Annotated in this window: 21 protein-coding genes; 18 read left to right on the top strand and 3 right to left on the bottom strand. The window is 48.5% G+C overall.

Annotated elements, in window-relative coordinates:
- The first annotated feature begins 93 nt into the window (after positions 1–93).
- Entirely contained in the window at positions 94–1722 is a 1629-nt protein-coding gene (locus CW734_RS15795; RefSeq protein ID WP_157824177.1) for a catalase, read from the top strand.
- A 254-nt stretch (positions 1723–1976) separates the two neighbouring features.
- Here CW734_RS15795 and CW734_RS15790 read toward each other — a convergent pair whose 3' ends face one another.
- From CW734_RS15790 to CW734_RS15780, 3 genes are read right to left on the bottom strand one after another with little or no spacing between them, the layout of a single operon-like run.
- Complete coding sequence (locus tag CW734_RS15790; protein WP_232787099.1) at positions 1977–2423, bottom strand: P-II family nitrogen regulator; 447 nt, start codon at positions 2421–2423, stop codon at positions 1977–1979.
- A gap of 4 nt (positions 2424–2427) precedes the next feature.
- Complete coding sequence (locus CW734_RS15785; protein WP_101191702.1) at positions 2428–3171, bottom strand: DUF1538 domain-containing protein; 744 nt, start codon at positions 3169–3171, stop codon at positions 2428–2430.
- The gene (locus tag CW734_RS15780) at positions 3168–3863 is read right to left on the bottom strand and encodes a DUF1538 domain-containing protein (protein ID WP_101191700.1); all 696 of its coding nucleotides are present in this window, start codon (positions 3861–3863) and stop codon (positions 3168–3170) included. The genes CW734_RS15785 and CW734_RS15780 overlap by 4 nt, the downstream gene beginning before the upstream one ends.
- 115 nt (positions 3864–3978) lie before the next feature.
- Here CW734_RS15780 and CW734_RS15775 point away from each other — a divergent pair, with 115 nt between their 5' ends.
- The 17 genes from CW734_RS15775 (at position 3979) to CW734_RS15700 (ending at position 23860) form a co-directional block, all read left to right on the top strand.
- Positions 3979–4608, top strand: a complete 630-nt coding sequence (locus CW734_RS15775) for a pentapeptide repeat-containing protein (RefSeq protein WP_101191698.1) — start codon at positions 3979–3981, stop codon at positions 4606–4608.
- A gap of 178 nt (positions 4609–4786) precedes the next feature.
- Positions 4787–5140, top strand: a complete 354-nt coding sequence (locus tag CW734_RS15770) for a helix-turn-helix domain-containing protein (RefSeq protein ID WP_101191696.1) — start codon at positions 4787–4789, stop codon at positions 5138–5140.
- 156 nt (positions 5141–5296) lie between these two features.
- A complete protein-coding gene (locus CW734_RS15765) occupies positions 5297–5797 on the top strand; it encodes a hypothetical protein (protein ID WP_101191694.1) in 501 nt (166 codons plus the stop codon).
- Between the two features lie 72 nt (positions 5798–5869).
- Positions 5870–6655 (top strand): SDR family oxidoreductase, encoded by a 786-nt coding sequence (locus tag CW734_RS15760; RefSeq protein ID WP_101191692.1) that lies wholly within the window; start codon positions 5870–5872, stop codon positions 6653–6655.
- 18 nt (positions 6656–6673) lie between these two features.
- Positions 6674–7159 (top strand): DUF4334 domain-containing protein, encoded by a 486-nt coding sequence (locus tag CW734_RS15755; RefSeq protein ID WP_198551094.1) that lies wholly within the window; start codon positions 6674–6676, stop codon positions 7157–7159.
- Between the two features lie 158 nt (positions 7160–7317).
- Positions 7318–9093, top strand: coding sequence for a DNA helicase RecQ (recQ, locus tag CW734_RS15750; RefSeq protein ID WP_101191690.1), 1776 nt, complete (start codon positions 7318–7320; stop codon positions 9091–9093).
- A 471-nt stretch (positions 9094–9564) separates the two neighbouring features.
- Complete coding sequence (gene gltB / locus CW734_RS15745; RefSeq protein WP_101191688.1) at positions 9565–14148, top strand: glutamate synthase large subunit; 4584 nt, start codon at positions 9565–9567, stop codon at positions 14146–14148.
- 65 nt (positions 14149–14213) lie between these two features.
- Positions 14214–15701: a glutamate synthase subunit beta gene (locus CW734_RS15740; RefSeq protein WP_058382702.1), complete on the top strand. Its 1488-nt coding sequence runs from the start codon at positions 14214–14216 to the stop codon at positions 15699–15701.
- Between the two features lie 244 nt (positions 15702–15945).
- A complete protein-coding gene (locus CW734_RS15735; RefSeq protein WP_101191686.1) occupies positions 15946–16164 on the top strand; it encodes a hypothetical protein in 219 nt (72 codons plus the stop codon).
- Positions 16139–16414 (top strand): hypothetical protein, encoded by a 276-nt coding sequence (locus CW734_RS15730; protein ID WP_157824176.1) that lies wholly within the window; start codon positions 16139–16141, stop codon positions 16412–16414. The genes CW734_RS15735 and CW734_RS15730 overlap by 26 nt, the downstream gene beginning before the upstream one ends.
- Before the next feature lie 86 nt (positions 16415–16500).
- On the top strand, positions 16501–17415 hold the full coding sequence (locus tag CW734_RS15725) for an HD-GYP domain-containing protein (RefSeq protein WP_101191683.1): 915 nt from the start codon (positions 16501–16503) through the stop codon (positions 17413–17415).
- A 115-nt stretch (positions 17416–17530) separates the two neighbouring features.
- Positions 17531–18067 carry a hypothetical protein gene (locus tag CW734_RS15720; protein WP_101191681.1) on the top strand — a complete coding sequence of 179 codons (537 nt, stop codon included), beginning with the start codon at positions 17531–17533 and terminating at the stop codon, positions 18065–18067.
- 179 nt (positions 18068–18246) lie between these two features.
- Positions 18247–19665 (top strand): circularly permuted type 2 ATP-grasp protein, encoded by a 1419-nt coding sequence (locus CW734_RS15715; protein ID WP_374703206.1) that lies wholly within the window; start codon positions 18247–18249, stop codon positions 19663–19665.
- Positions 19666–20748 carry an alpha-E domain-containing protein gene (locus CW734_RS19255; protein ID WP_232787098.1) on the top strand — a complete coding sequence of 361 codons (1083 nt, stop codon included), beginning with the start codon at positions 19666–19668 and terminating at the stop codon, positions 20746–20748. It begins immediately after the preceding gene.
- Positions 20749–20759: 11 nt separating this feature from the next.
- Complete coding sequence (locus CW734_RS19250; protein WP_232787097.1) at positions 20760–21536, top strand: transglutaminase family protein; 777 nt, start codon at positions 20760–20762, stop codon at positions 21534–21536.
- 82 nt (positions 21537–21618) lie between these two features.
- On the top strand, positions 21619–23064 hold the full coding sequence (locus tag CW734_RS15705; protein WP_101192226.1) for a DEAD/DEAH box helicase: 1446 nt from the start codon (positions 21619–21621) through the stop codon (positions 23062–23064).
- Between the two features lie 232 nt (positions 23065–23296).
- Positions 23297–23860, top strand: a complete 564-nt coding sequence (locus CW734_RS15700) for a 3D domain-containing protein (protein ID WP_232787096.1) — start codon at positions 23297–23299, stop codon at positions 23858–23860.
- Positions 23861–24168: the final 308 nt, after the last annotated feature.

The following is a 24168-nucleotide window of genomic DNA, read 5'->3' as shown; positions in this document are numbered from 1 at the left end:
TGTATCGAAGGGAGGAGTTGGCAAAAAATAGGTTTATTTGCTTGCGATTATGGGAAGAGGGAAATGATGGCATTAAAATGAAGGAGGATTCTCATGAAGGACCACAATGAAGAGCTTAAGAACAAAATGTCTGAGGGCGAAAACGAGGAAACCTTGACCAACCGCCAAGGGCACCCGGTAAAAGACAACCAGAATTTGCGGACTATCGGAAATCGCGGGCAGGCTACTCTTGAACACTATAACTTCATCGAAAAGATCTCTCATTTTGACCGTGAAGAAATACCTGAACGCATCGTCCACGCACGTGGCGCCGGGGCATTCGGCTATTTCGAGACTTATGGAACTGTCGGCGACGAGCCGGTTGAAAAATATACGCGCGCCAAAGTATTTTCAGGCAAAGGCAAACAAACGCCGCTGCTTGTGCGCTTCTCTACAGTAGCAGGCTCCCGCCACTCTCCCGAAACGGCACGCGACCCGCGTGGTTTTGCCGTGAAAATGTATACCGAAGATGGCAATTGGGACCTTGTCGGGAATAACTTGAAAATTTTCTTTATCCGTGATGCGATGAAATTCCCGGATATGATCCACGCCTTTAAAAACGACCCGGTTTCAAACGTTCCGGATCCGGAGCGGATGTTCGACTTTGTCGCCCGCTCTCCTGAAGCGACGCATATGATCACGTTCCTGTTTTCTCCTTGGGGCATTCCAGCAACCTACCGCCATATGCAAGGCTCTGGCGTCAACACCTATAAATGGGTCAATGATAAGGGAGAAGCGGTCCTCGTCAAATACCATTGGGAGCCAAAACAAGGCATTCGCAATTTGACTCAGGAAGAAGCTGATGAAATCCAGGCGAAAAACGTCGGGCATGCAACGGAAGATCTTTACGATTCGATTGAAAACGGCGATTATCCGGAATGGGAGTTGTTCGTACAGATCATGAGCGATGATGAACATGCTGAACTCGACTTCGACCCGCTAGATGATACGAAATTATGGCCGATGGATAAATTCCCATTCTTGCCAGTCGGCAAAATGGTCTTGAACCGCAATCCAGAAAACTACCATGCGGAAATCGAGCAAGCCGCATTCGGTACGGGCGTCCTTGTCGACGGCATGGATTTCTCGGATGATAAAATGCTGATTGGCCGTACGTTTTCGTACTCTGATACACAGCGTTACCGTGTCGGGGCGAACTATTTGAAGCTGCCGGTCAACGCGCCAAAAAAACGTGTGGCGACCAATCAATACGGCGGGGCGATGGATGTGCCGCGCGGCGAGAATGCAAAAAATCCGCACATCAATTATGAACCGTCCGTACTTGGCGGGTTCAAGGAAGCAGACCGTCCGGATACACCGGATCATGAGCCGGAATACCACGGCAAATTGACGAAGGCGCCGATCGACCGCACGAATAATTACGGCCAGGCCGGTGAAACCTACCGCAGTTTCGAGGACTGGGAGCGGGAAGAACTGATTAATAATCTCGGAGATGCCTTATCTGCATGCGATCCGCGCATCCAAGAGGAAATGGTGCATCACTTCACCCAAGCCGATGAAGACTATGGGCGCCGTGTCCGTGACAACATCGATATGAAAGTGAAGAAAATGAACGAAATGAAAGGCAGTGAAAACGCTGAACCGAAGCTTTACGGCAAGCCGGCAGCGAGCAAAGTAGCTCAAGCCGCCAGCGCCAAAGGGCATCGGGCACAACGTTATTAAATAGAAAAACCGGTGAGTCCTGAACTCACCGGTTTTCTTATGGATTCAAAGAGGAATGATTGACGCCGAACACGTTTTCCACGTCGATCAAAAGGCGATGCCTTTTCCGGGAGCGTCGAGGTCGACAGCTTGTTCGATGCTCGCGACGACTTTTCGGCAAATACGGACGGCACCAATGTCAGGACGACGTCTTTTCCGGGTCGATTGTAAAGTTCATGAATTTTTCTGTTCGTTGACTCCGGTGCCGCGCCCTTCTAGGATAGTTCCGCCTTCAGCGCCGGCTTTGCGGCTGCCTTGACGACTTGTCCGGAATCTCCGGAATTGACGATGGTGACGATCAATTGAAAATCTTTCGGTTCTGGCATCTTTTCCACTCCTCGCTTCTTTTTTCGGTCGTCTTCACGGTCGTTAAGATGGGGCACCCCCAGCAATTGGCTGAGGTGGACGGTGAAGCCGAGGCCGTAACCTGATTTGCCTAATTTCGCCGCATGGCTGATGGCTTCTGCGACGGCAAATTCGATTTCGCCGTCGACAGCGATAAAGACGACATCTTTTTCGTGTGTAGCAGGAAGCCCGAGGAAAGTGGGCTTTTCGTTTCTCCCGATTCCTTCCGCATACAGCACCGTCGCGCCGTCAGCGCCGGCTTCTTTTGCCGCTGCGATGACATCCCTCGAAGCACCGCGTTTTACAATGGCAATCATCAGTCTATGATTCAGATTCATGGTTTTGATTCACTGCCTTTCGATTAAAGAGTAAGCCGACAACGAGCACGGCAATAATCGGCGTCAATGCCACAAGCGCAATCATCCCAAAGCCATCGACGAGCGGATCTCGTCCTTCGGTGACAGAAGCGATGCCGACTGCCACAGAAACGATGAACGTGACGGTCATTGGCCCGGTAGCGACGCCGCCTGAGTCAAAGGCGATGGCGATGAATGTGCGTGTGGAGAAAAAGATCAAAATAAGGGCGAGAATATAACCCGGCAGGATGAAATACCAGATCGACCAGCCCGTCAAAATCCGCAGCATCGATAAAGCGATGGATAAGCCGACCCCTGTCGATAAGGTGTAGAGCATGGTCTGCGAGGAAATATAACCGCCTGTTTCGCGGTCGACTTCCTCGTTCATGATGCGGACAGCCGGTTCGGCAAATGTTGCCACAAAGCCGAGCACAAATCCGATCGGGATGATCGCCCAGCGATATTGCCAATCGCCAAGTTCCGCCCCCATCAATTCCCCGAAGGGCATAAAGCCGATATGGACGCCTTGCAGGAAAAAGGCCAATCCGAAAAATGTCAAAATAAAGCCGAGTCCGGTTTGCAGCACGCGTTCTTTCGGCAATTTAAGCATGAACAATTGAAATACGCTAAAGAATACGACAAGAGGAAGGAGAGCCATGCTGACTTCGATGAGCACTTCCCCGAAACCTTGGAAAATATGCAAGTTCACCGGTACAGCACCCCCAGGATCATGACAGCGATGATAGGGCCGATCGAGGCAAGCCCGATCAAGCCGAAGCCTTCACCGCTGCTTGGCTTATCGGAGCGCAGGACGGAGGCGACGCCGATGCCCAGCGCCAATATAAAGGGCACTGCCATCGGGCCGGTCGTAACCCCGCCGGCATCGAAAGAAATTGGGATGAATGCTTCAGGAACAAAAAACGAAAGAAGGAAGACAAGGATATATCCTCCGATCAGCATATAGTGGATCGGAATGCTGAACAGCGTCCGGACCATCGCCAAGGCGACAAAAATCGCCAAGCCTACCGAAACGGATAAAATAAGGATGTTCCGTGAAATATCCCCTCCTGAAACGTCCTCAATCTGATTGGCCAATACACGGACATCCGGTTCGGCAATCGTGACGGCGAGCCCAAGCACCAGGCCCGTCCCAATGATCAACCAAGGCTTACGGGTCAAGGGCAGCTTCTTGCCGATCAACTCCCCGATCGGAAGCAGCCCTGCATTGACACCCAGCAGGAACAGGAAAAAGCCGGTGCCTACAAAAACAACCCCGATCAAAAACTGCAGCAGCGCTTCGAGCGGCAGGCGGATGATCAGCACTTGAAGCAAGACGACGACAATCGTGACAGGCAGAATGGCAGAGGCGACTTCCTTAAACGTACTTTTGACATTTTCCATGCAGCATCTCCTTTACAGCGGATTTGGGTTGAGGCAATTCTCGCGGCGGATGGGACAAGAAACTGGATTGTCGTTAAGATGAAGAAAGAACATACGCAAGCCAGGAGGAATGATGATGAAAAAGAACAAGAAGACCGAACCGATGCTTCCCCCAGAATTAGAAACATTTTCTTATATTGAAGCATTAGATGATGGATATGTCCATGATTGCCGGATCGTTTCCGAGGAATTACCGGCAGGGAACGTCCATTTTGACCGGGTGCTGTTCGAGAATGTCCGTTTTTTGGATGGCGAGTGGGAACGCAGTGAGTTCGCGGATGTGGTGTTCATCAATTGCGATTTATCGAATGCTGATATGAGGCGGGTGGTGTTCCATCGGGTGAAGTTCGAGAATTGCCGGTTGCTGGGAACGGATTTCACGGAAAGCGCGATCCGCTATGCACGTTTTAAAGAATGCCGTATCGATTATGCAGTTTTCGGATTTTCCCATATAAGCGACGTGGCGTTCGAGAAGAGTGTGCTGCGGCAAGCGGATTTCTATGAAGTAAATCTGAAAAATGCGCAGTTTCTTGACAGCGACTTAAATGAAGCCAATTTCACGGGAACTTCCCTTAAAGGCACCGACTTCAGTTCAAGCCGCTTCGAAGATCTGCAATTGACGACGGAATTGCTTGCGGGGTGCAAAGTATCTACGGATCAAGCATTGCTGTTTGCCCGAAAGTTGGGAATAATCATCACAGAATAAGATTTTTAATTTTTATATGCTTTATGACCTGCTTGATTTCCAATTATTATATTAAATAGATACTGTTCACTAAATATTCATTTAATTTTAAAATTATCCATAAAATGATTGCTCATTCACTTTAATTGCAGTACATTTAAAATAATTAGAAATCTATTAAAAGGAGCAGGACTCAACTATGAAGCAGTTAAGCAAAAAAATAAAAGACTTAAGAGAAGTGAGAGGCCTTTCCCCGGAAGAGCTTGCAGACCGTCTGGGCTTTGCGAAAAGCACGGTATGGGCATACGAAAGCGGAAAGAAACAAGTGTCAGTTGTACATCTGGAGCGCCTCGCCGATTTCTTTGAGATTTCTGTGGATAGCCTATTGGACCGCAACGACCGCACGATAAATGTCGATCTTCAAAATGCGAATTTCCTGAACGAATATACAGTGATGCTCGATGACCAGCCATTGAATGAAGCGGAACTCGCCGAGGCGGCTTCCTTTATCCAAGTGAAGCGCCGTATGGGCAGCTACGGCTTGGCGACTTGATGTCTGCACAAAATCACGAGCCTGTTCTCCTGTAATGAGGAGGACAGGCTTTTTTTGTATGACAAGAGCTATTGATGAATTGTTTTTGACAGAATTATCTGTCAAAATAAAAAGGACACTTAAGGAAATGGCGGTGAGGGTTTGAGAAGATACATAATGTACGAAACATACCGGCTGGGCATTCTCATCGACCATTTAAAAGCGGAGGACTTGATCAGGCAAATAGATAATTATATTGAAGAAACGCCCGTTGACCAAATTCCCCATGTTTTTTATGTCCTGTCACTGGCGAGCAACCGGCGCATTATGATTGAGCTGCTGACAGACTTGGCGCGGGGAGTGGACGAGGAACTGCCAGCATCGATTGTGGCCGGCATCCTCTATAAGGATCGCGAGCGTTATACAGTGGAAGAGCTGTACGGAAAAATCGGGATGCTGGCTTCGCTATTATCGGATGAAGACGATGAAATTGCGGCGAGTTTCCGTGAATTGAAAACCTCCTATGATGAATTGCAGGCCGTCTATGGGCGGCGCTTTAAACGGAAAAAAGCAAGGGAGCGCATGCTTGCCCGGAGCGAAAAAGTGTTGGAGGAGACGCTCTCTGAATACGCCCACTTTGCGGAAGAAATGGACCGCAAAGAATGGTGGCTCAATTAAACCTGTTTATTCTAGTTGTTACGGGGAAAACAACCTATAGCAAGCAACTTACAGAATCAGGAGGAGAAAATGATGAGTAAAACGATTTTCATTACAGGAGCCGGAAGCGGGCTCGGTAAAGGCACAGCACTGGGCCTAGCGGCAAAAGGGCATAAAGTGATCGCGCCAGTCGAAACAGCACCGCAAGTAACATCTCTCCGTGAAGCGGCAGCGTCCGCTGGAGTTGAGCTGACTACATTTAAGATGGATATCAAAAACCCGCAGGATCTGGCACAGATGCTCGAATATGATTTTGATATCTTTGTGGCGAATGCCGCCGTCAATGAAGGAGGCGCGCTCGGTGAAGTGCCGATGTCGAACTTCCGTGAGCTATTCGAAGTGAACGTATTCCAGACACTTGAAACGGCGCAAATTGCGGCACGTAAATTCGTCGAAAAAGGCAAAGGCAAGATTATCTTCTTGTCTTCTATGGCCGGCATCATGTCGACGCCTTACGTTGGCCCGTACACGGCGACGAAACATGCCATCGAAGCGATTGCGAAAACGCTGCGCAAGGAAATGGCGGAGTTCGGGGTGCAAGTGGCGACGATCAATCCAGGCGCATTCGACACAGGTTTCAATGACCGCAGTGCAGAAGCGAAGTGGAAATGGTTTGATGAGAAAATCCACTTCACGCGCCCTGAAGACATGAAAGAAGCAGAGAAAGGTTTGGAAGACCAATTCGACCCGCAGGACATGATCGATAAAATGGTGGAAATCATCCCGCAGGATTCGCATAAATTCCGCACAGCTTACCCTGAAGAAACCGAGCAGCAGATGAAAGACGAAGAAGCTAAACAGTGGGAGATCGAAATTTAAGCTGAAAGGAAGAGGGCCATGAAGCCGGAACGCTGGGCTTGGGAAATGATGGAGCGCGGCGCGGAGAGTGCCGGTGAAGCTTGCCGCTTGTTCGATGCGCTCGAGCCAGTCGACCCACACGAAATGTTCGGCACGTGGAAAGGGCGCGAATTGCCTACAGGACACCCAATGGACGGATGGCTTGAAAAAACGGGCTGGTACGGCAAAGCTTTCCACAGCACCGAGCATGTCGATCCTTTATTGTTCAACAACCCTTTTGGAGAACCGTTCCCGCTGCATCCGTTTCCCCCTGGCCTGATTTCCAATCTGCTGAGTGGTGCGAGAGGTGCAGCGCGGCTCCGTAAGATGGAGTGGCGCGGAAAAACGAGTGCGGTGATGATTTACGATCAATTGCCGATCCAGGACCATTTCCGTAAAGTGAATGAGGACGTGCTGCTGGGCATGATGGACTGGAAAGGCATGAAGCGGCCATACTTCTTCCTGTTGGCCAGAGTATACGCCTGAGATCATTTTCACCTGCACGATCCGAATAAAAAGGCCTTTTCAGCCATCCCGGGAAATAATCGATTTTCCGGGGTGGCTTTTCGTATGCCAAAAAAGAAATAGCCCTTCAAATATGGTAAGCTACGTTCATAGTAAAACAGTATGGGGAGTGTTCAAAGGTGTTGGAACAAGCAAGAAAATTACTGCAGTCGCATTTCGGGTATGATAGCTTCCGGACCGGCCAGGAGCAGGCCATCACACAAGTCTTCGATGGCCAAAATACGATTTGCGTCATGCCGACAGGCGGCGGGAAATCGATGTGCTACCAGATTCCTGCGCTTGCCATGGAAGGGACAACGATCGTCGTCTCGCCGCTGATCTCCCTGATGAAAGACCAAGTTGATGCATTGCAGGCAGCCGGAATTCCAGCTGCTTCTATTAATAGTTCGCTCGATGTCTATGAAGTCCGTGAAATCCTTCATGAAGTGCAGATGGGCATCATCAAATTATTGTATATCGCGCCAGAGCGCCTCGATTCAGAAATGTTTTTGGATGGCCTGCAAGGCGTCAAGGTACCGCTCATCGCAGTCGATGAAGCGCATTGCATCTCGCAATGGGGCCATGATTTCCGGCCGAGCTACCGCCTGATCAGCCGCATGCTGGAAATTTTTCCGGACAATCCGACGGTGCTTGCGTTGACGGCTACGGCCACACCTCAAGTGCGGGAAGATATTTGCCGCATCCTGGATATCGAAGAACAAAATACCGTCATTACCGGATTTGAACGGGCGAACTTAAGCTTTTCGGTCATTCAAGGACAGGACCGCGAACGCTTTATCCGCGATTATGTCCAGAAAAATGATAATGAAGCAGGTATCATTTACGCAGCGACGCGCAAAACGGTGGATTCGGTCTATGAATCGCTTATCAAACGCGGCGTCAAAGCGGCGAAATACCATGCCGGCATGCCGGACGAAGAACGCCGCCTCGGGCAAGAGCGCTTTTTGAACGATGAAGTGACCGTGATGGTCGCGACCAATGCATTCGGAATGGGCATCGATAAATCCAATATTCGCTATGTAATCCATTACCAGCTGCCCAAAAACATGGAAAGCTATTATCAGGAAGCAGGGCGTGCGGGGCGAGACGGGTTGCCGAGTGAGTGCATCGTCCTGTACGCTTCGCAGGACGTCCAAACGCAGCGCTTTTTGATCGACCAGGCGCAAGACCCAACGCGCATTCCAGGGGAGTTGAAAAAGCTCCAGGGGATGGTCGATTATTGCCATACGGAAAACTGCCTTCAGCAATTCATCGTCCATTATTTTGGCGACGGAAGTGCGGCTCCGTGCGGCCATTGCGGAAATTGCGTCGACGAGCGGGAAGGCCAGGATGTCACGGAAGATGTCCAGAAAGTATTGTCATGCGTCATCCGCATGGGCCAGAAATTCGGCAAGACGATGACTGCCCAAGTATTGACCGGCTCACGCAATAAGAAAGTGCTCGATTTCCGCTTTGATCAATTGTCGACCTACGGCGTGTTGAAGCATATGAATTCAAAAGAAGTGTCGAATCTTATCGAATTCATGATTTCACAGGAACTGCTGGCAGTTGAACAAGGCAGCTTTCCGACGATCTTCGTCCCGGACGGAGGGCGCGATGTGCTGCTCGGAAAACGCCGCGTCATGAGAAAAGGCGCTGTCGTAACGAAACGAATCGCCACCAACGATCCGCTATTCGAGGAATTGCGCACGGTCCGCAAGAAATTGGCGGACGAGGCGGGAGTTCCGCCGTTTGTCATCTTCTCGGATAAAAGCCTGCAGGACATGGTTGCGCGTAAACCGAAAGATGAAGAAGCCTTCCTGGAAGTCAGCGGAGTCGGCGCCAACAAGCTGGAGAAATACGGGGAATACTTTCTTGAAGCAATTCGGATGTATGAAACTGTGAATAATTCGTAGCAATTTGGTTGCCTTGGCAGAGGCATTTGCCTTATGCGTCAACATGGAGAATGGGATAAAACAAGAAAATTTTATAGCTGTTTGAAAAGAGCGCGGAAAATGATTCATTTTCTGCGCTCTTTTTTGTATAGAAAATTCTATGCGCATTCGGCCGAAAAACTGGTGTGGGGAGCCAGTTATTTGAGAGCAATCAATCAGCAAATTCCAACTCGAATTGTCTATTTACTGGGAAAAATAACTGCCAAGAACATCTGTCGAAAAAAATACTGTATCAATATACACAAATAGCGAATAAAGAAAAATCGCTATACACCTATATTTGAAAGCGGTTTCACTTGAGATGCTAGGATTTGCAATGAATCTTCATGCACTTGATAAATTTTTCACAAAATGCAATTGTATATATATTCAGTTATATGATATACTATCATAATATTATGACAAATTAGCGTGTAAAAGGAGGCGGTTTTATTGAGAAAGAAAGAGTATCCGATCGCACAAGGACTGTATCATCCCGACCAGGAACATGAAGCTTGCGGTATTGGGATGATCGCTAATATAGACGGCAGAAAATCGCACAATATTGTCCAGAACGCAGTAAACATCCTGTGTAACTTGGAACACCGCGGCGGCCAATCATCAGATACGAGCACGGGGGACGGCGCCGGTATTTTGACGCAGATTCCGCACCGCTTTTTCCTGAAGCAATGTGAAAAAGAAGGAATCGTTCTTCCGGATGAAGGGAAATACGGCATCGGGATGATTTTCATGCCACAGGATTACGATCTGCGCATGAAGGCAAAAGACATCATCCAGCGTATTGTCGAAGAAGAAGGGCAGCAATCACTTGGTTGGCGCCCGGTTCCAGTCAACGATTCATTTGTCGGAAATGTCGCAGCGAAAACCAAGCCAGTCATTCGCCAAATCTTCATCGGCGCATCAGCGGAGCTAGAGACGCGCATGGACTTGGAGCGCCGTTTGTACATTATCCGTAAACGCATCGAGCAGGAAATGGGCGGCGTGGAAGAATTTAAAGACGTCTATTTCAGCAGCTTGTCTGCCGGCACAATCGTCTATAAAGGCATGCTCATCCCGGAACAACTGGATTCATTCTATATCGACCTCAACCATCCCGAATTCAAATCGGCGTTGGCACTCGTCCACTCACGGTTCAGTACGAATACCTTCCCGAGCTGGCAGCGTTCCCACCCGAACCGCTACTCCATCCATAACGGCGAATTCAATACGCTTCGCGGAAATGTCAATTGGATGAGAGCCCGTCAGCTCGCTTGCAACTCCCCTTATTTCAATGACCAAGACTTGCAAAAAGTCCTGCCGGTCATTGATGAGACAGGAAGCGACTCGTCGATGTTCGACAATTGCTTCGAATTCCTCCATCTATCAGGCCGTTCGCTTGCGCACACGGCGATGATGATGGTTCCAGAGCCATGGGTCAACGATCAATCGATCGACAAGAAAAAACGCGATTTCTATGAATACCATAGCACGCTCATGGAGCCGTGGGACGGCCCAGCGGCACTGGTGTTTACAGACGGACGCCAGATCGCAGCCTGTCTCGACCGCAACGGCTTGCGCCCGGCGCGTTATTATATTACGAAAAGCGGCATGATCGTACTCGGCTCAGAAGTCGGGGCGCTTGATATCTTTTCGGATGACATCATCTATAAAGACCGCTTGCGTCCGGGGAAGATGCTGTTGGTGGATCTTGAAGCCGGCAAGATCATCCCGGACGACGAAATCAAAACGCAGATTGCATCCGAACTCCCTTATAAAGATTGGGTCGAAAACAATCTGTTCGATTTGGGCGATTTACCAGAACCAAAAGAAGTGGTGCATCCAAACACCGAAGGGTTATTGAAGCAGCAGCTTGCTTTTGGTTATACGCAAGAAGAAGTTCAGAAAATCATTAAACCACTGGCATCCGATGGGAAAGATCCAGTCGGCTCGATGGGTTACGACTCACCGCTTGCAGTATTGTCGAAAAAACCGCAGCTTTTGTATAACTACTTTAAGCAATTGTTTGCACAAGTTACCAACCCGCCAATTGATGCCATCCGCGAACAGATCATCACGGCAGCCCGGACGACGATCGGGGCAGAAGGCAACTTGGTGGATCCGAAACCGGAAAGCGCGCGTCATATCCGCCTAGAAACACCGGTATTGCTGAATGCAGAGCTGGAAAGGCTGCGCCAGCAAAACTTGCCGGAGTTCAAAGCCGTTACCTTGCCGATCCTGTTTACAGCGGACGGAGGCGCAGAAGCGATGGAAGCGCGCTTAGAAGCAGTGTTTGCAGAAGCGGACGAGGCGATTGAACAAGGCGCGACGCTGGTCATCCTGTCCGACCGCGGAGTTGACAGCGCGCATGCGGCAATTCCTGCGCTCCTTGCAGTATCAGGCCTTCATCATCATTTAATCCGACAAGGTACACGAACACGCATGAGCATCCTGCTTGAATCTGCAGAACCGCGCGAAGTCCATCATTTCGCAATGCTGATTGGCTACGGTGCAGAAGGAATCAATCCTTACCTGGCGTTCGAATCGATCGAAGACCTGGTAGCGAAAGATGATATCCATGGCATGAACGTCGAACAAGCGGAAACGAGCTACGTTCAAGCTGTAACGGACGGGATTATTAAAATATTGTCTAAAATGGGCATTTCAACTATTCAAAGTTACCGAGGTGCACAGATTTTCGAAGCAATCGGTATTCATATGGACGTTATCGATAAATACTTCACGCGTACATCTTCGCGTCTAGGCGGCATCGGCATCGATATTATCGCCAAGGAAGTCCTGCTTCGCCATGCGTCTGCTTATCCGGACCGTGAAGGATCGAATCCAGCGCTCGAATCAGGCGACGAATACCAGTACCGTGAAAACGGCGAGGACCATCAATACAACCCAATGACGATCCATACGCTTCAGCAAGCATGCCGGACGAATAATTACGATACATTCCGCAAGTATTCAAAATTATTGACGGATGAAAAAGCCAATCTCCAATCATTGCGCGGCTTATTGAAATTCAAAGACCGTACGCCGGTGCCGATCGAAGAAGTCGAAACGGTCGAAGAGATTTGCGCACGCTTTAAAACCGGTGCCATGTCTTACGGGTCTATCAGTAAAGAAGCTCACGAAGCCTTAGCAATCGCGATGAATAAAATCGGCGGCCGCAGCAATTCAGGAGAAGGCGGCGAAGAAGTTTCACGCTTTATTCCGGACGATAATGGCGACAACCGCAGAAGCGCCATCAAGCAAGTTGCATCCGGCCGCTTCGGTGTTACAAGCCATTATTTGGTCAATGCTGATGAAATCCAGATCAAAGTCGCACAAGGGGCGAAGCCAGGAGAAGGCGGGCATTTGCCAGGCAAGAAAGTATATCCATGGATTGCGGAAGTGCGTGGTTCGACGACTGGCGTCGAATTGATTTCACCGCCGCCTCACCACGACATTTATTCAATCGAAGATTTGGCGGAATTGATCTTCAACTTGAAAAACGCCAACCCGCGTGCGCGCATCAGCGTAAAGCTCGTGTCTGCAGTCGGTGTCGGCACAATCGCAGCTGGTGTTGCCAAAGGGCGTGCAGATCTTGTGTTGATCAGCGGCTACGACGGCGGCACAGGCGCGGCGCCGAAAACAAGCTTGAAACATACCGGCTTGCCATGGGAGATCGGGCTTGCGGAAACGCATCAGACGCTGCTATTGAACGGCCTGCGTGACCGCATCGTCGTCGAAACAGATGGCAAGATGATGACCGGCCGCGACGTCGTGACTGCGGCGCTTCTCGGGGCAGAAGAATATGGCTTCTCGACAGCACCGCTCGTCGTGCTTGGATGCGTCATGATGCGCGTCTGCCATTTGGATACATGCCCAGTCGGGATTGCGACTCAAAACCCGGAACTGCGCAAAAAATACACGGGCGAAGCAGATCACGTCGCGAACTTCATGCGCTTTATCGCTATGGAAGCACGCGAATTGATGGCGGAGCTTGGGTTCCGCACGATCAACGAAATGATCGGCCGCACCGATGTACTCGAAACGAATAAAGCGATCAAGCATTGGAAAGCGGAAGGGCTGGATTTGACGCAGCTTCTTTATCAACCGGACCTGCCGGAAAAAGTTGGCCGCTATGCAACAATCAAGCAAGACCACGGTTTGAAGCATACGCTTGATGTGCAAGAGCTTCTCCCGCGCTGCCGCAATGCGATCGAAAACGGTGAACGTGTCGAAGTATCGACAGCAATTCGCAATATCCACCGCGCAACCGGGACGATCATCGGCAGTGCCATCTCCCGCAAATACGGAGCAGAGGGCTTGCCGGAAGATACCATTACATTGAACTTCCAAGGTTCAGCCGGGCAAAGCTTCGGTGCATTCATTCCGAAAGGCATGACGCTCAATTTGATCGGAGACTCCAACGATTTTGTCGGAAAAGGCTTATCCGGCGGCAAGATCATCGTCAAGCCAGCAGCGGATTCCACATTCCTTCCCGAGAAGAACATCATCATCGGCAACGTGTCGTTTTACGGTGCATCGGCTGGGGAAGCGTATATCCACGGCATGGCCGGCGAGCGTTTCGCCGTCCGCAACTCGGGTGCTAAGATTGTCGTCGAAGGCGTCGGCGACCACGGTTGTGAATACATGACCGGCGGACGCGTTATCATTCTCGGAGACACCGGCAAGAACTTCGCAGCCGGCATGTCAGGCGGCGTCGCGTATATCCTGGATGAAGATGAAACATTCAGTGCACGCTGCAACCCCGAAATGGTGCATATGCAGCCGCTCGCAGATCCTTCGGAAATCGCGGAACTGAAAGAGATGGTCGAAAACCATGTCCGCTACACAGGAAGCCTGAACGGCAAACGCGTATTGGATCATTGGGAGATTCTTTCTGCCAAATTCGTCCGCGTCATTCCGAAAGCCTATTTGAAGATCAACGAACGCATCAGCAAGCTGCAAGACAGCGGCATGGCGAAATTCGATGCCGAAATGGCCGCATTCGAAGAAAGCAAAATGGCTTCAGCCGGCAAGTAACAGCGCCGGCAATGGCTGCCTTTCATAGAGAAAAGCTTGGAAAATATGCGAACTGGAGGGAAACGATGGGGAAGATAACCGGATTTATGGAATATGACCGACAGACTGTAAAAGAACGCGACCCGGCACAGCGGACGAAAGACTGGAAAGATTATACGATTCCGCTATCTGAACAGGAAGTACAAAAGCAAGGGGCTCGCTGCATGGATTGCGGCGTCCCGACCTGCCAGACCGGCATGGATCTCGATAATGGCACGACCGGATGCCCGGTTAACCATTTGATTCCGGAATGGAATGATCTGGTCTATCGCGGCCAGTGGAAAGAAGCGCTTCATCGCGAACATTTGAAGAATAACTTCCCTGAATTCACGGGCGTCGCTTGTCCGGCTCCGTGTGAAGGGGCTTGTGTGCTCGGCATCAACGAACCGCCTGTCGCTATCCGCACAGTCGAACGCTCGATCATCGAACGCGGATTTGCGGAAGGCTGGGTCGTTCCAGAACCGCCGAAACACCGCACCGGCAAAAAAGTGGCTGTTGTCGGTTCGGGTCCTGCCGGTCTTGCGTCGGCAGCCCAATTGAACAAAGCGGGCCATACTGTAACGGTGTTCGAAAAAAGCGACCGCATCGGCGGCCTGCTGACGTACGGCATCCCTGAAATGAAATTACCGTATGACATGGTCATGCGCCGCGTCAAAATTCTTGAGCAGGAAGGCATCACCTTCGTGACGAATGTTGAAGTCGGCAAAAACTACCCTGCAACGAAATTGCGCGATGATTTCGATTCGGTCATCATGGCGACCGGCGCGACTGTCCACCGCAATATTGACGTCGAAGGGCGTGACTTGGAAGGTGTTCATTTCGCGATGGACTTCCTGCATGCCAGCACGAAAAGCTTGCTCGATTCCGATTTGGAAGACGGCAATTATATTTCGGCAAAAGGAAAAAACGTCATTGTCATCGGCGGTGGGGACACGGGCACAGACTGTCTCGCAACTTCCGTACGCCATGGCTGCGAGAGCCTTGTGCAATTCGATGTCTACGATCAAAAAGGAGCGCTCCGTGACGAAAAGGGCAATCCATGGCCGCAGTATCCGAAAATCCACCGCGTAGAATACGGCCACAAAGAAGCTGCCGCAACGTTCGGTGACGATCCGCGTGCTTATGCGGTCATGACGAAGAAATTTGTCGGCGATGAAAACGGGCATGTAAAAGAAGTCCATACCGTCAACGTCAAACTGAAAATCGATGAGCAAGGCAACCGCATCCGTGAAGAAATTCCGGGAACGGAAAAAGTATGGAAAGCGGACCTCATCCTAATCGCTATCGGCTTCAGCGGCCCTGAACAATTGCTGATCGACCAATTGAATGTAGAAACACATGCTAATTCACGCGTCAAAGCCGAATACGGCGATTACCGCACGAATGTCGAAGGTATCTTTGCGGCAGGTGACATGCGCAGAGGCCAGAGCTTGATCGTCTGGGCGATCAACGAAGGCCGTGAAGCTGCACGGGAATGCGACCGTTATTTGATGGGCAGCACCGTATTGCCTTAAATAAGATTTCAGTAAAAAAGAGTTCGCAATGTAAAGCTGCGAACTCTTTTTTTGGTAAAAGAATAATTACAATAGAGCATTTTTCAGAAAATACAAATATTTATTTTTTGTTAATTTTTACATTCGTATTGTGCCAAAGTCCTGGTTTATATACTATTCATTGTAGGACTATGGTTAACCTTGAATATAGTCATACCAGGTATTCGTAACCTACAAATATAACTAAACTGTCAGGGGAAATGTAATGTTAAAGAAAAGTATTGCTGCTGTCACTTTGTCATTCCTAATGATTTTATCGTTGGCGAACGGAGCTTTTGCGGAAGAACTACTAGTAGTATCAGAAGTCCCATACTATGAAATTGAGGAAGGGATGAGCGAAGAAATCCAGGCAGCGATCAAAGATATCAATAGCGTTAATGCAAGAATCGAGGCTGAAATTGTCAAAACCAAGAAAAGCCGCTGAGTTGCATGAGAAATATATCAATAAATTAGCTTCTGAAGAAGACGTAGCGAAACAAGCCGAGCTTACGGCAGATTACGAAGAAGAAATCGCGCAATTGATTAAAGCGTTGCAGAAAAAAGCTGAAGAAATTACGTTAGAAGGAATTGAAAAAGCAACTGCATCAGGAATCGTGGCAGACATTGTCCTAGTTGAAGAAGATTTCGCTGATAAAACTGCTAAGATTGATCCGATCATTGTGGTTTCCTGGTAAGAATATTGTAGATAATTAATAAAAAGAGTAGTATGAGAGTAGAGGAAACTTTACTCTCATTTTTATATTTCAGGGGATGTGAATTTGTGAAAGGCTTGGATATACTAAAAGGTAAATATCTGGAAAAAGTTGAAAACGATGCTACTACTCTTTCTTTATTGGCTAGAGGTAGTGGTTTGGAACTGATGAAACAAACTATTTTAAAAGATAATACTTTTATTTTGATTCCGAGCGAAGCCACTGAGGCTCACGAATTCTACTACATATTAGAAGGGGAAATTCAGGCGGAAATAGAAGGTAAAGAAGTCCATCTCGTCAAAGAAGATTTCTTTTCATGCAAAGAATTAGAATCCCCAGTCAACTTTACAGTTTTAGAGACAGTTGTTTTATTATCTGTTTCAAATTTTCCTGTCTTCCACTATGCCAGCAAAATGATTGCGGAGCTGAGAAAAATTGGTGAAAAAGTTGAGCATAAAGATCGTTATACATTTAATCATAGTTTCCGAGTAGCCAGTTATGCAATTAAGACGGCATCCAAAATGAGACTAACAAGAGAACGTACAGAATCATTGTTCCTGGCGTCTCTTCTCCACGACATCGGCAAAATCAATATTCCTGAAGAAGTATTGAAAAAGCCTTCCAAATTGACGGACGAAGAATTTGACCTGGTGAAAAAACATCCAGGAGACGGCGCTGCTATGATCCGCGACACCCCTTATAAAGATATCGCCGACATTGTCGAGCAGCATCACGAACGAGTGAATGGGCGGGGCTATCCATTCGGCTTGAAAGGCGACGAAATCCTGCTTGAAGCGAAAATTATCGGTGTTTGCGATACTTTCGATGCGATGACGGAAGACCGCGCCTACCGTTCTGCGTTCACTGCCCAATATGCGATGGACGAACTCGATCGGCTGATCGGCATCCAATATGATGAAGACGTCGTAAAAGCATTCAAGCAAGTATTGTTAGAAGAAGGCAAATTAATAGATACACCGTAAAGGACGCCTTATCACAAGGGTGTCCTTTTCCTTTTGGTAAGCGATGTTTGAGAATAGGCAATTTCGTCTATACTTACTACACTAAGCTTTATCAAATGAAGGAGGAGATCATAAAATGGCAAGAAAATCAGGTGGGTTTTTCAGTAAGCTCGTACTGCTCGGAGTAGGCGCGGCAATCGGGGCAGCGATGACGCAGAAAAAATCGGAAACAGGCAGCACACAAAATACAGGCAGCTCTTCGATGAATACAGCCGATATGAAAGAAAATATCAAAAAGAATTTGGACCGCTTCAATGAACAATCGGGAGGCATGGTCGACAAAGTAAAGCCTCATATCAACAAAGCAGTGGATACGGTCAAGACGACAATCGAAAAGCAGCAGCAAATGATGGACAAAGAAAAAGACGCGCTCGACCAAGCGAACAAAACTGTCCAGGATGAAGTCGGCGAAACAAAAGGCTCGGATTCTTCAGCAAACCGAACGACATCTTCGGGTAATATAGACTCGTCCGTTGGTTCTTCTTCAGAATCTGATAAACCAAGCGGCGGCGCATTCGGCGGCAGCACTGCATACACAGAATCCTTGAAAAAGAATCTGGAAAATGATTCATCTTCTGACAAATCTTCAAATGATGGCACAACGAAAAAATAACTTCGGTTATAATAGAACAAAGAACAGCTATGCCGAGCATGGGCATGGCTTTTTCTTTCCCTACAGTAGACAGAAAATTCATATCTTTTAAAAATCAACGAGATTTACTGGCGGTATTCTAACAGAGGGGGTTCGGCCACGTGTTTAATGATTACAGAACCAGTCCATTTTTTGACGAAATGTTTATGCCAGATGGAAAACCGAAAGCCCATTATGAAACTTTTCACGAAGTGATCAAACGATTTTCAGAAGATGAATTAAGGGAAAAGCATGAAACGGCGCAGCTATCGTTTCTGCGCCAAGGCATCACGTTCACCGTATACCATAATAATGTAGGAACTGAACGGACGATGCCGTTCGACTTTGTGCCGATCATCATTCCGCCGGAAGAGTGGGAAGTCGTCGAAAAAGGAATGACACAGCGCGCAGAGGCGTTGAATCGTTTTTTGGATGATGTCTACCATGACCAAAATATTATTGAAGCGGGAATTGTGCCGCGCCATTTGGTTCAAGACAATCCTTATTATTACGAACGGCAAATGAAAGGCGTCGATATCCCGCTCAACAACCATATCTTTTTGGCAGGGATCGACTTAATACGTGACGAAACCGGCAAATACCATGTGCTGGAAGATAATTTGCGCAACCCGTCCGGATTGTCGTATGTGTATCAGAACCGATATGTCATGCGGCAAGTATACCCCGAGTTTTTCGTCAACCATTCGGTAAGGACGCTCGAGCATCAAATGAGCTTTTTGCATGATTCGATTTTGGCCCATGCCCCAAATGGGAGAAAAGACAAACCGTTTGCCGTGCTCTTGACGCCTGGCATGTACAACTCGGCTTATTACGATCATGTCTTCCTGGCCCAGCAGATGGGCATGGATTTAGTCGAAGGGCGCGATCTGGTCGTCCGAAATAATATCGTCTATATGAAATCGATCCGGGGGCTGAAACGCGTCGATATTATCTACCGCCGCATCGACGACGATTTTTTGGATCCAGAATCCTTCCGTTCAGATTCCGCACTCGGTGTAAGGGGTGTGATGGAAGCTTATCAAAAAGGTAATGTCGCGATTTTGAATGCGGTCGGCAACGGCGTCGCAGATGACAAAGCGATCTATGCGTATGTGCCGGAGATGATCCGCTATTATTTAGGCGAAGAACCGATCATCGACAATGTGAAAACTTATTTGCTTGATAAGCCCGAAGATCGGGAATGGGTACTCGAGCATCTTGAAGAGCTCGTCGTTAAAAACGTAGGGGCGTCCGGCGGCTATGACATGCTCGTTGGCCCGCATGCCTCGAAGGAGCTGATTGAAAAGTTCAGGGAAAAAATTATCGAAACACCTCATCAGTATATAGCGCAGCCGACGATCAAGCTGTCGCGTGCCCCTGCTTATCAAGGAGACAAGTTCTACCCTTGCCACGTGGATCTTAGGGTGTTCGTCATGAGGGGTGAGACGACTCATGTCCTGCCTGGCGGATTATCCCGCGTCGCGCTGAAAGAAGGCTCGCTTGTCGTCAACTCTTCACAAGGCGGCGGCGGAAAAGACACGTGGGTGTTCAAAAAGAAAGAAGAAGGGGAGGATGCGTAAATGTTAAGCCGTGTTGCAAATTCATTGTATTGGATGTCCCGGAATGTCGAGCGGGCGGAGAACAATGCACGCATCCTCGACGTGCAATTGCTGCAAATGATCGAAGCGGCCGATGAAGAGCTGGTGCGTGACTCAGATTGGCGGTTGATTTTTGAAATCTGCGATTCGACGGAAACGATGCGCCGGATCAAAGCCAACCCGACCTATGAAGAATCGGAGCTGGTGCAGTATTTGGCGATGGCGCAGGAAAATTCCAATTCAGTCGCCAGCTGCACCATGGTCGTCCGTGAAAATGCCCGCATCAGCCGGGACCATATCCCTGATGATTATTGGGAAACATGGAACCGCGCATATCTGTCATTGACGGACATGGATTTGAAAAACAGTTCTGTCCGTGACATGAGGTCGTTTCTGGAGAACGTTAAAACGACTTCGCTTATTTCTCAGGGAATTGTTGAGTCCTCGATGTCGCGGGGTGTGGCGTATCAAATGATTAAAATCGCCAAATGGCTCGAACGCGCGGAAAAGACGGCACGCATCTTGAATGTCGTCTGCGAGAGGACGCGTGAACGTGTCAGGAAAGAAAAGACCGATGATTATTATTTCTGGCTGGCGGCGCTCCGGATGACCAATGGCTATAACGCCTACTTAAAGAGCAATCCGCCGCGCATGGAACCGAAGAACGTATTGGCTTTTTTGATCTCAGACAAGACCTTCCCGAGATCGATCCGATATTGCCTCGATCATGTACGGGATGCGGTCGAAGAACTTGAAGGGGGCAAAGTGTCCCATTATTCATGGGAGTTGTACGCAAAACTCGACGAGGTCCGCACTTCCTTCAGTGAGACGGATATCGAATCTTTGGATTCGGACGAATTGATGCATTTCCTGAACCGTTTCCAGGATGGCTGCAACGAAATCAGTCGGATTTTCTCCAGCACTTATTATTTAACGGATCCCGAAGCGGAAACAGCGATGGCGTTCCAATCCCAAGGGATGGACATGAAAGGAATAACTTCTATGAAATACAAAATCGAGCATACCAATATTTTGACTACGAAACAATCGTTGACCAAAGCATGAATACCATCCGCTTGAAACCGAGAACGGATGAATGCCAGCGCCTTCTGTCGTACCGTGCGGACATCACACCGGCAACATTGACGACAAATCATGTGGACATCTTCGGCAATAATGTCGAGACATTCTTTATCGCCGAACACCACCAGCACCTCGAAGTGAAGGCAACATCCATTGTCAGCATTCAGAAAAGCCCGTTTATCCACCGTATCGATTATTCGCCGGAGATGAACGTCATTTTCCATTCCCAATTATTTGCCGAACACTATATGGCGTATTTGAGCAACACTGCATATACGTATATGTTGCCAGAGCAAATGGAATTGGTTGATCGAGAACTCGGGGACATGAGCAATCCGGTGCAATACTCTATCGACGTAATGGAATATTTATTCGATCATTTCACTTATGACGGCGATTCAACGACCGTTACGACAACAGCGAGTGAATCGTTCAACCTGAAAAAAGGCGTGTGCCAAGACATTACGCACGTTATGCTCGGCATCTTGCGCAGCAAAAACATCCCAGCGCGCTATGTCAGCGGCTATCTCTACGTTGGGGAAGATTCCGCGCTTGTCGGTGACGCAGCGAGCCACGCTTGGGTTGAAGTCATGGTGCCGGGCATCGGCTGGGTCGGGCTCGATCCAACGAATAACGTAGAAGCGCTGGAAAACCATATCCGCGTTGGCACAGGACGTGATTACAACGATGTCAGTCCAGTCCAGGGCGTCTATAGAGGCGGCAGCCAATCGCTCGATGTGAAAGTCTCCGTCAGCTTGCTCGACCAATAATGGCAATAATCGCTCAACTGCAAAACTGCCCGATCCGTGCCATAATGAAGAGATAAGACAGATGAACGGAGAAGGAGAACTTATGAACACGAACCAATTTAAAGATTATGGCATTAGCGAGCCCATCGTAAAAGCGCTAGAAGGCCTTGGATACCAACAGCCGACCGAAGTACAGCAGCAAGTCATTCCCGCCGCCCTTGAAAAGAATGATTTGACCGTCAAATCGCAAACCGGCAGCGGCAAGACAGCCGCATTCGGCATTCCGTTGTGCGAACTTGTCGATTGGGATGAAAACAAGCCCCAGGCGCTCGTCTTGACACCGACCCGTGAACTTGCCGACCAAGTGAAAGAAGACATCACCCACATCGGCCGATTCAAGCGCATCAAAGCCGCAGCGATCTATGGCAAGCATCCGTTTGCGTATCAAAAGGAAGAGCTGAAGCAAAAATGCCACATCGTCGTCGGAACGCCTGGTCGTGTGCTCGATCATATCGAAAAAGGCACCTTGAAGCTCGAAAAAATCGAGTATTTGGTGTTGGATGAAGCAGATGAAATGCTCAATATGGGCTTTATCGAACAAGTTGAATCGATCATCAAGCAGTTGCCAAAAGAACGGACGACGATGCTGTTTTCGGCAACCTTTCCAGGACATTTAGAGAAGTTGCAGCGCGATTTCATGCGCTCCCCGCGCTATATCGGAATCCAGGCAGCCGATACGTTAGAAGAGCGTATCGAGCATTCACTCATCATCGTGAAAGAGCAGGATAAATTCCAGTTGCTGCGCGACGTCACTGTAGTCGAGAATCCGGATAGCTGCATCATTTTCTGCCGCACGAAAGACCAAGTCGATGCTGTGTCGGAAGGGCTTGAACGCCTGTTCTACACAAGCGATCAATTGCACGGCGGCATGACCCAAGAAGACCGTTTCGGCGTCATGGATGATTTTCGCCGCGGCGAGTTCCGTTATTTGGTTGCGACAGACGTCGCGGCACGCGGCATCGATATCGACGGCATTACTCATGTCATCAATTATGATTTTCCGCTCGAGAAAGAAAGTTATGTCCACCGTGCTGGACGCACAGGGCGTGCCGGCAAGAGCGGCAAGGCAATTTCTTTTGTCACGCCGTTTGAGGATAAATTCCTGAAAGAAACGGAAGATTATTTAGGATTTGAAATCACGTGCGTTGAACGGCCATCAAGAGAACAGGTTGCTTTGGCAAAACCGGCGTTCGAAGACAAGATCGAGAGCCGCCAGAAGCCGAAGAAACATAAAGCGGCAGCGCTCAACCAAGACATCATGAAGCTCTATTTCAACGGCGGCAAGAAGAAAAAGCTGCGCGCTGTCGATTTTGTTGGGACTTTGACCAGTATACCTGGCATCACGGCGGAAGATATCGGCATCATCAAAATCCAGGATACTGTTACCTATATTGACATTTTGAATGGCAAAGGGCTGCATGTCTTGAAGGCGATGAAAGACAAAACCGTCAAAGGCAAGACCTTAAAAGTTCATAAAGCGAAAAAATAATCTCAGGCCTTTTCCAAGCTGCAAAAGCTTTGGAAAGGGCCTTTTTTCTATTGATTGATACAGATTTTTAATGGAACGGGTTCTTTTGTCACGAAAAAAAGCGTAATTGTCATCAAATATGCCTATTGCTGTCACATGATTGTAACCTTGCCGTGCTATTTTAATTTTACTGAAAAGCTTTCAACCGATTTACGCAAGGCACAATCATCCGACAGGTAAAGGGGATAGGAACTTGAAAAAATTATTGGCGGCTTTAGGAATGGCAATGCTTTTATTACTCGGTACTTCACTTACGACTTCTGCAGCATCGAACGTTTACACAGTTAAAAGCGGAGATACACTTTATAAAATTTCTCAGCAAACAAAAGTATCTGTAACTAACTTGAAATCATATAACGGTTTGAAATCGAATTTAATCTTCCCGAAACAACAATTGAAATTGAAAAAAACAACAGCTCAAACTATCTCTAAACCATCAACTCCATCTTCAAGCAAAGATAAAGTGGTGAAAGAATTCACTGTTTCCGCGACAGCCTATACGGCGTATTGCAAAGGATGCTCCGGGATCACGAGAACGGGCATTAACCTGAAAAAGAACCCAGGGCTTAAAGTCATCGCAGTCGACCCGAAAGTCATCCCGCTCGGTTCTAAAGTATGGGTGGAAGGCTACGGCACCGCAATCGCGGGCGATACAGGCGGCGCAATCAAAGGTAAGAAAATCGACGTCTTCATCCCAACTCAAAGCCAAGCGCTTAAATGGGGACGCAAAAACGTAAAAGTTAAAATCCTAAAATAAGCAAAACCCGGCTGATCCATCAGCCGGGTTTTTATATGGCGTCATTCACTATCCGAATAGCTTTTTGACTCAACTACTTCATTACAAGATGCCATCACCCAAGAAGCGATTCCCCCACTAGCCGGCAACTAACTATAGAAGCAAATCTGTTTAAATAAACTCGACTTAATGAAATCACTCAGCCGCCTAGCGCCAAGGGTGAGCCGACGCCGTAAGACAGGCGTTCTTCCTGTCTTATGGCAAGAGGCCAACCCAAAGCCAGGCGGCGACTAGCCAAGCGAAGCTTCATTCCAAACACCGAAACAATT

This window comes from Planococcus sp. MB-3u-03, from assembly GCF_002833405.1.
Lineage (GTDB): Bacteria > Bacillota > Bacilli > Bacillales_A > Planococcaceae > Planococcus.
This window is presented reverse-complemented; position numbering and strand designations above follow the sequence as displayed.

What these genes read in the sequence shown, in the direction of transcription:
- CW734_RS15795 (WP_157824177.1), top strand. Translation starts at nt 94, where the DNA reads ATGAAGGACCACAATGAAGAGCTTAAGAACAAAATGTCTGAGGGCGAA.
- CW734_RS15790 (WP_232787099.1), bottom strand. Translation starts at nt 2,423, where the DNA reads ATGATTGCCATTGTAAAACGCGGTGCTTCGAGGGATGTCATCGCAGCG.
- CW734_RS15780 (WP_101191700.1), bottom strand. Translation starts at nt 3,863, where the DNA reads ATGGAAAATGTCAAAAGTACGTTTAAGGAAGTCGCCTCTGCCATTCTG.
- CW734_RS15775 (WP_101191698.1), top strand. Translation starts at nt 3,979, where the DNA reads ATGAAAAAGAACAAGAAGACCGAACCGATGCTTCCCCCAGAATTAGAA.
- CW734_RS15770 (WP_101191696.1), top strand. Translation starts at nt 4,787, where the DNA reads ATGAAGCAGTTAAGCAAAAAAATAAAAGACTTAAGAGAAGTGAGAGGC.
- CW734_RS15765 (WP_101191694.1), top strand. Translation starts at nt 5,297, where the DNA reads ATGTACGAAACATACCGGCTGGGCATTCTCATCGACCATTTAAAAGCG.
- CW734_RS15760 (WP_101191692.1), top strand. Translation starts at nt 5,870, where the DNA reads ATGAGTAAAACGATTTTCATTACAGGAGCCGGAAGCGGGCTCGGTAAA.
- CW734_RS15755 (WP_198551094.1), top strand. Translation starts at nt 6,674, where the DNA reads ATGAAGCCGGAACGCTGGGCTTGGGAAATGATGGAGCGCGGCGCGGAG.
- CW734_RS15740 (WP_058382702.1), top strand. Translation starts at nt 14,214, where the DNA reads ATGGGGAAGATAACCGGATTTATGGAATATGACCGACAGACTGTAAAA.
- CW734_RS15735 (WP_101191686.1), top strand. Translation starts at nt 15,946, where the DNA reads ATGTTAAAGAAAAGTATTGCTGCTGTCACTTTGTCATTCCTAATGATT.
- CW734_RS15720 (WP_101191681.1), top strand. Translation starts at nt 17,531, where the DNA reads ATGGCAAGAAAATCAGGTGGGTTTTTCAGTAAGCTCGTACTGCTCGGA.
- CW734_RS15715 (WP_374703206.1), top strand. Translation starts at nt 18,247, where the DNA reads ATGTTTATGCCAGATGGAAAACCGAAAGCCCATTATGAAACTTTTCAC.
- CW734_RS19255 (WP_232787098.1), top strand. Translation starts at nt 19,666, where the DNA reads ATGTTAAGCCGTGTTGCAAATTCATTGTATTGGATGTCCCGGAATGTC.
- CW734_RS15705 (WP_101192226.1), top strand. Translation starts at nt 21,619, where the DNA reads ATGAACACGAACCAATTTAAAGATTATGGCATTAGCGAGCCCATCGTA.